The 6966-nt window shown below is 32.3% G+C and carries 9 protein-coding genes; 2 read left to right on the top strand and 7 right to left on the bottom strand.

The features are described from left to right. The 5 genes from KHW44_RS04645 to rpsF all read right to left on the bottom strand — a co-directional run. The coding region (locus KHW44_RS04645) for a nucleoside-diphosphate sugar epimerase/dehydratase (RefSeq protein ID WP_304066547.1) at positions 1 to 1502 on the bottom strand (1502 nt) is incomplete at its 3' end. 85 nt (positions 1503 to 1587) lie between these two features. After that, positions 1588 to 2649, bottom strand: coding sequence for a branched-chain amino acid aminotransferase (locus KHW44_RS04640; protein ID WP_002835040.1), 1062 nt, complete (start codon positions 2647 to 2649; stop codon positions 1588 to 1590). Positions 2650 to 2702: 53 nt separating this feature from the next. Further along, a complete protein-coding gene (rpsR, locus tag KHW44_RS04635; RefSeq protein ID WP_002835041.1) occupies positions 2703 to 2927 on the bottom strand; it encodes a 30S ribosomal protein S18 in 225 nt (74 codons plus the stop codon). Between the two features lie 20 nt (positions 2928 to 2947). After that, complete coding sequence (locus KHW44_RS04630; RefSeq protein ID WP_002835042.1) at positions 2948 to 3460, bottom strand: single-stranded DNA-binding protein; 513 nt, start codon at positions 3458 to 3460, stop codon at positions 2948 to 2950. 20 nt (positions 3461 to 3480) lie between these two features. Further along, entirely contained in the window at positions 3481 to 3768 is a 288-nt protein-coding gene (gene rpsF / locus KHW44_RS04625; RefSeq protein ID WP_002835043.1) for a 30S ribosomal protein S6, read from the bottom strand. Between the two features lie 179 nt (positions 3769 to 3947). Here rpsF and KHW44_RS04620 point away from each other — a divergent pair, with 179 nt between their 5' ends. Together KHW44_RS04620 and KHW44_RS04615 are read left to right on the top strand one after the other, a co-directional pair. Beyond that, positions 3948 to 4637 carry a hydrolase gene (locus KHW44_RS04620; protein ID WP_035109081.1) on the top strand — a complete coding sequence of 230 codons (690 nt, stop codon included), beginning with the start codon at positions 3948 to 3950 and terminating at the stop codon, positions 4635 to 4637. Next, entirely contained in the window at positions 4630 to 5163 is a 534-nt protein-coding gene (locus KHW44_RS04615; protein WP_002835046.1) for a biotin transporter BioY, read from the top strand. Before KHW44_RS04620 ends, KHW44_RS04615 begins: the two co-directional genes overlap by 8 nt. A 48-nt stretch (positions 5164 to 5211) precedes the next feature. On the opposite strand, the gene fni is transcribed toward KHW44_RS04615, so the two are convergent. Together fni and KHW44_RS04605 are read right to left on the bottom strand one after the other, a co-directional pair. After that, entirely contained in the window at positions 5212 to 6222 is a 1011-nt protein-coding gene (gene fni, locus KHW44_RS04610; protein WP_304066540.1) for a type 2 isopentenyl-diphosphate Delta-isomerase, read from the bottom strand. 26 nt (positions 6223 to 6248) lie between these two features. Next, positions 6249 to 6966: LCP family protein (locus KHW44_RS04605; protein ID WP_304066537.1), on the bottom strand; the 718-nt coding region annotated here is incomplete at its 5' end.

Genomic DNA, 6966 nt, shown 5'->3' with positions numbered 1-6966 from the left:
ACAAATATTTCTCCACCTTCTGCCATTGCTCCAGCTTGCATAACAAGTTGACAAGCTTCAGGAATTGTCATGAAATATCTAATGATATCCTTGTGGGTAACAGTAACTGGTCCACCTTCTTGAATTTGCTTTTTGAATAGTGGAATTACTGAACCATTTGATCCAAGCACATTTCCAAATCGAACTGCTACATACTCTGTTTTAGAAATTTGATTTTTAGATTGTACTAATAGCTCACAAATTCTCTTTGTGCAACCCATTACAGATGTCGGATTAACCGCCTTATCTGTAGATATTAATACGAATTTCTTGACGTTATGAATATCGCAACAATCTATTATATTTTTCGTTCCAAATACATTGTTCAAAACAGCTGCTTGTGGTGAATGTTCCATCAAAGGAACGTGTTTGTGAGCTGCAGCGTGGAACACAACATCTGGTTTGTGAATTCCAAAAATCGCATTCATTCTATCGAAGTTTCTTATAGATTCTATAATAACATCAATTGGTGCATCAGGATCATTTCTCAAAATTTCATTTTGTATATCATAAGTAGTGTTTTCATAGATATCAATCATCACCAATTTTTTTGGTTTATATTTTAATATTTGTCTACAAAGCTCACTACCTATTGATCCACCTGCGCCAGTTACCATTACGACTTTATCGTTCAAAAATTCATTAAGAATTTCTTTGTCCAATACTACTTGGTCACGTCCAAGCAAGTCTTCGATTTGAACATCTCTTAAATCTTTCAAATCAACCTTGGAATCTATAAATTCATAATAGCCAGGCATTATTTTAACTTTTGCATTAAGTTTTTCGCATTCATTAAGAATTTGTTTCTTTCGTTCTGAATCTATAGTTGGTATCGCTAAAACAATTTCTTCAACGTTGTACTCATGTGCCTTTTTAACAATATCACTTGTGTCACCTACAACCGGAACCGACGAAATACTTTTGTTTATTTTTGTATTGTCATCGTCGATTATACACACAGGTTTGGATTTCATTTCAGGGTGATTTAACATTTCACGTACAACCAAAACTCCCGCAGCACCTGCTCCTATTACCATTGAATTAACTTGACCTGCGATAGTTTGTTCAACAGCTGATTTTTTATCAGTTTTAGTTCTTGCAATCATACGAACTATTAAAATCAATACAACTTCAAAAACAAGGGCAATCAAAAAGCTTGATCTTGGAAGAGTTGATTTTACCAAAATCAAAAACAATGAAGAACCAACACTTGCAATAGCAGTGTACACACCAGCTTTTAAGTAGTCTTCAAATGTTGCATACCTCCACATTACCTTGTACATTTTGAAAATAAAAAGTATCAAAATTTGTATTATTGTAACTACGGCTGCATATTTAAAATAGTAACTCATATACCTTGGCGGTACTTGTCCGTCAAATCTTAAAAGTAAACCTACAATATACGATATATTAATGATTATAGCATCTAAAATCCCCAATACTATGTTTCTGTATTTATTCATTTTAACTCCTCTGACAAATATTACTTATCGTATTCATTATACCATAAATACAAGATAAAATTATTCGGAAAATGACTTTTATCGTTTAAATCTCAACTCTCCAATTAAAGTTATCTTCAATCTTTCCAAATTGTAAATTAGTTAATGTTTCATAAACGTGAAGGCTAGTTTTTCCGATTTGACCATCGTTAATAATCATTTCATATTCATCATACAATAGCTTTCCAACTGGACTGATAACAGCTGCAGTTCCGGTTCCAAATATTTCTAGAAGCTCTCCATTTTTGTAATAATCTTTGATATCGTCAATAGAAATTCTTTCTTCTGAAACTTCCATACCTTCGTATCTTAGTAATTCGATAACAGATTTTCTAGTTATTCCTTCCAAAATACTTCCGTTAATCATTGGCGTTATAACTTTGTCTTTTAGCACAAAGAATATATTCATCGCACCTACTTCTTCGATGTATTTTCTTTCCACACCGTCTAGCCATAAAACTTGTGAATAACCCCTATCGTGAGCAATATCTTGGCTTTTCATACTAGCAGCATAATTTCCACCAGTTTTTGCCATTCCCATTCCGCCTCTTACAGCTCTCACATAATCTTTTTCTACATAAATACTAACAGGGCTCAAACCATTTTTATAATAAGATCCGCTTGGAGAAGCTATTATGATAAGTTTGTATTCATTACTAACCTTTACTCCTAATTGTGCATCAGTTGCAATGATAAAAGGTCTGATATACAATGAGCAACCTTCTTCTTCAGGTATCCAATCTCTTTCCAAATCGACAAATTTGTACAAATATTTCAAAACTTTTTCTTCATCGATTTGTGGAATACACAATCTATCATTGCTTTTATTTAATCTTTTTAAATTTTCTAATGGTCTAAACAAATATACTTTGCCGTCATTTTTATAAGCTTTCATCCCTTCAAAAACAGTTTGTCCATAATGAAAGACCATAGAAGAAGGATCAAGACAAATATTTTGATATGGAATTATCCTTTCATCGTGCCAACCATTTTCTTTGTCATAATCTATTACTAACATGTGATCTGTAAATATTTTTCCAAATCCCAATTCTTCACTATCAGAGTATTTTTGTTTTGGTGTTGTTGTTTTTTCGATTTTTAAACTCATTTATATCTCCTTATATGTAAAAAAAGCTACCATCAAGGTAGCTTAATTTTGTCTTATTCAGCACTGTATGGTAATAGTGCAACTTGTCTAGCTTTTTTGATAGCATCAGTTATTTGTCTTTGATGTTTTGCGTTTAATCCAGTTACTCTTCTTGGTAAAATCTTACCTCTTTCGCTGATATAGTTTTTAAGCATATTTACATCTTTATAATCAATAACTTTTGTTTTATCCTTTTGGAATGGATCTATCTTTTTTCTAGGTCTAAATCTTCTTTGCATATCTTTAAAACCTCCTACTATTAGAATGGAAGTTCGTCAATATCAGTCGGAACTGCATTGTCTCCCATTCCGAAATCGTCATTACTCTTATGAATATCGTTTGAATTTTGGAAATTATTGTTTTGGAAAGAATTATTGTTGAATGATTGGTTATTGTTGTAACCTTGATAGTTACCTGAATTTGGTTGTGAATTACTTGATTCAACAAAATCAAATTGATCGACAATTACATCAGTTGTATAAATTCTTTGTCCTTGTTGGTTTTCATAAGATCCCGTTTGAATGTGGCCTGTAATCGCAATTCTATTTCCTTTATGGAAATATTGTCCAATAACTTCTGCAGTCCTTCCAAAAGCAACGCAATTGATAAAATCCGCAGTTGGTTGATTGTTGTTTTCAGCTTCCATTCTTTTTTCTTTAGATAATCTTCTATCTACAGCAACACTAAATCTAGCGTTAGCTAATTGAGTATTCGCTGAATATCTCACTTCAGGGTCTCTTGTCAATCTACCCATCAAACTAACATTATTCAAAACATTTCCTCCTCTTACGATTATTGTTCGTCAACTCTAACAACCATGTATCTAATGATTTGGTCGAATAATCTACATCTTCTTTCGATTTCCTTAACAAATTGTGGATCTAAATCGAAGTTTACAATATAATAGTATCCTTCTTTGATGTAGTTAATTTCATAAGCTAATTTTCTTTTTCCCCAATCGTGAACTTCTTCAAGTTTACCATTTTCGTCAATTACTTGTTGAATTCTTGAGAATACAGTATTTCTGTCTTCTTCTGATAATTCTGGCTTAAAGATTAGCACTAATTCATATTTATTCATATGACACCTCCTTGTGGTCTATTTGGCCCCTATCCGGAGCAAGGATTTACCTATATATATTACCATAATCTTTTAACATTTACAACAAATTTCCAAAATATTTTTTACTTTTTTTGATTTGCCATAATGGTTTTATCTATTATAATATAAATATGAAATTCATTTTAAGGAGGCATCTTATGGAAAAGAAATTTATACCAGAAGTAAAATCTAATTTGAGACACAGAATGGTACATATTCCAGAATCAATGTACAAAGCATCTGGCATAACAGTTTTAGGAAAAAGAATAAAAACTCTTGTCTTCACAACAGACATTGCAATAATAAATAATACAAATGGCCACGCCATAATGGCAGTATATCCTTTCACACCAACATTATCAATCACAAATGCTATTATAATGTCTTCAAGTCTTCCAGTTTTTGCCGGAGTAGGTGGCGGAATTACATCTGGAATTAGAAGTGTAAATATGGCATTACAAGCAGAGATGTTAGGAGCTTACGGAGTAATCGTAAATGCCCCAATGAAAAATGAGACTATTGTTCAGATGAAAAAAGTTTTAGACATACCTATAGTCGCTACAATAGTATCTGCATATGATGATATCGAAGGAAAAATCAATTCTGGTGCAGATATTTTAAATGTATCCGGTGGAAAGAAAACTGCATTTTTAGTTGAAGAAATCAGAAAAAAAGTTGGATATGAATTTCCAATAATTGCAACAGGCGGTGATAATGAGCAAAATGTTATCGATACGATCAATGCTGGAGCGAATGCTTTAAGTTATACTCCCCCAACATCAGCAGAAATTTTCCACGAAGTAATGGCAAATTACAGACAAGATATGAGAGAAAAACAAGATGAGTAAAAGTATAGATACAAAAGAGCTCATAAAAATCGCTTTGTTTAGTGCACTCATAGTAATTGGATCTTATATTATAATCCCATTATTTCCAGTTCCTATTTCCTTACAAAGTTTGTTCGCAATATCATCTGGATATTATTTAAGCAAAAAATACGCAAATATGTCGGTTTTATTGTATATTGTAATAGGTCTTATTGGTCTTCCTGTTTTTGCGGGAGGAAAAGGTGGAATGCAGGCAATATTTTCACCGAGTTTTGGTTATGTAATAGGATTTTTGGCACAAACTTTTTATGTAAAATTCAAAGACCGCAACCTGTCACAATTAAACCTTTTTATTATGTTCATGGTGTCATCACTTATAATTTACGCTTTTGGTGTGATATACATGGGAATATTTTTCAAATTATCTAATAAACAATTCGACTTGTGGAAATTATTATTCACTGGTATGATAGTGTTTTTACCTGGGGATATGTTAAAAGCTTTGGTTTTTAGTTTTGTTACGAATAGAGTAGAAAAATACATTTAAAAAAGTCATACAAGTTTGATATTAAAATCAAATTTGTATGACTTCTTTTTATTCTGTAATTTCTTTTAATTTTCCAAATATTTTGTAGTTTACATTTTTCAATTCACTGATATTTCTTGCCCCAAGCATTACCATGAGCATTTTTAGTTTATAAATCAAGCTATCCAAAAATTCCTTAGCAAATTCATAACCACCATGCATTAAATAAGATAATACTTCGCCACTCATCGCTGTCATATCTGCCCCAATAACTAGTGCTTTTACAATATCAATTGCTGTTTTTATTCCACCACTTGCAATCAAAAACAAATCGTCAGGTTTATCTTGCATGTCCAATAAAATCTTCGCCGTAGGAATTCCCCAACAGTAAAATTCAGAAAATTCCATATCGAATCTTCTATTATCTTCTATTTCAGAAAAATTTGTTCCACCAAAACCAGCAATATCAATGTATCTAACACCCAGATCGTATAAATCATAGATTGTCTTTTTATTCATTCCGTAACCTACTTCTTTTACGATTATAGGCACATCTACATTTTCTACGATATTTTTGATGTTATCTTTAATTCCAGAAAATTCTCTGTCTCCTTCTTCCATAATCAATTCTTGAATTGGATTTAAGTGAAGGCCAAACATATCAGCATCTATCATTTCAATTGCTTTTTCAACTGATTCCAAGCTTTCTCTTGCAGAAAGATTTCCTATTACGATATTTTCATTTTTTATCAAATTTTCTCGTACAAGTTCGAAACTTTCAATCGCTTCTGATTCAACAAGAGCTATTTTTTGACTACCAACTGCCATTGGAATGTTGAACGTTTTGCACAATCTAGCCAAATCCTCATTGATGTCACAGCAGGAATCTCCGCCACCAGTCATGGCGTTTATCATGAAAGGATAGTCGATTTTCTTGCCGTTAAATTCCATCGACAAATCGATATCATTCAAATCTATTTCAGGCAGTGATGTGTGTTCCAGATACACACAATCAAATAAGTTGTTGCCCCTGTATTCTGATTTCAAATAATTTTCAATGTGTTCTTGCTTTCTTTCCACAAAAATACCTCCCAAAAACAAAACCGCTAATTATTTTGAGATTCTTCCCCATCTTCTTTTCTGTCATTATCATTAGTGGTTTGATCATCCAGTTTGTATTCAGCAAATAATCTGTCTACAATTTCTGGTAATTGTTCTTCATCCGCCATATACCAACTAATTCCATCATCTTTGTATTCTCCTGGCAGTATATAGCTATGTATTTTGCTAGATGAAAAGTTAGGAAGTTTTGTAAGATAAGCAGTCATATCCCCTAGTGGGATATTTGTCTTAACATCTCTTTTAAATATTTCAATCATCTTAGGCATTTTCGTAATATTTGCAGGACTTAATAATTGATCCATCAATGTTTTTATAAAATAATGTTGATTTTCAATTCTAGCTTCATCAGATCCACCTAATGGATGACGTGCCCTCACATATTGTAACGCTTCAGGTCCATTTAGTTTTGATTTTCCTTTTGGAATATGCATTTTTATTGTTGGAAGATTGATTTCTACTGGTGAATCAACTTCAACTCCACCCATAGCATCTACGATATGTTCAACACTATCAAAATCAACTTCAACGTAATAATCCAAATCTATTCCCAATAAATCTCTCAACGCTTTTAAAGATCCCTTCGCACCTTCATAAGCGTGTGCCGCATTTACTTTGTGAATATTTCCATTCAATCTAATTTGAGTATCTCTTGGCACAGACAGTATGTCCACATTACCAGAATTAAAGTTGACTTTACAAACC

Origin of the sequence: Finegoldia magna, from assembly GCF_018371055.1 — a bacterium.
Taxonomy (GTDB): Bacteria; Bacillota; Clostridia; order Tissierellales; family Peptoniphilaceae; genus Finegoldia; species Finegoldia magna_I.
Note: the sequence above shows the minus strand (reverse complement) of the source record. Positions and strands in the feature narration are given on the sequence as shown.

Coding starts and splice junctions, on each gene's coding strand:
- KHW44_RS04615 (WP_002835046.1), top strand. CDS start 4,630: ATGAGTAAAAGTATAGATACAAAAGAGCTCATAAAAATCGCTTTGTTT.
- KHW44_RS04620 (WP_035109081.1), top strand. CDS start 3,948: ATGGAAAAGAAATTTATACCAGAAGTAAAATCTAATTTGAGACACAGA.
- KHW44_RS04640 (WP_002835040.1), bottom strand. CDS start 2,649: ATGAGTTTAAAAATCGAAAAAACAACAACACCAAAACAAAAATACTCT.
- rpsF (WP_002835043.1), bottom strand. CDS start 3,768: ATGAATAAATATGAATTAGTGCTAATCTTTAAGCCAGAATTATCAGAA.
- rpsR (WP_002835041.1), bottom strand. CDS start 2,927: ATGCAAAGAAGATTTAGACCTAGAAAAAAGATAGATCCATTCCAAAAG.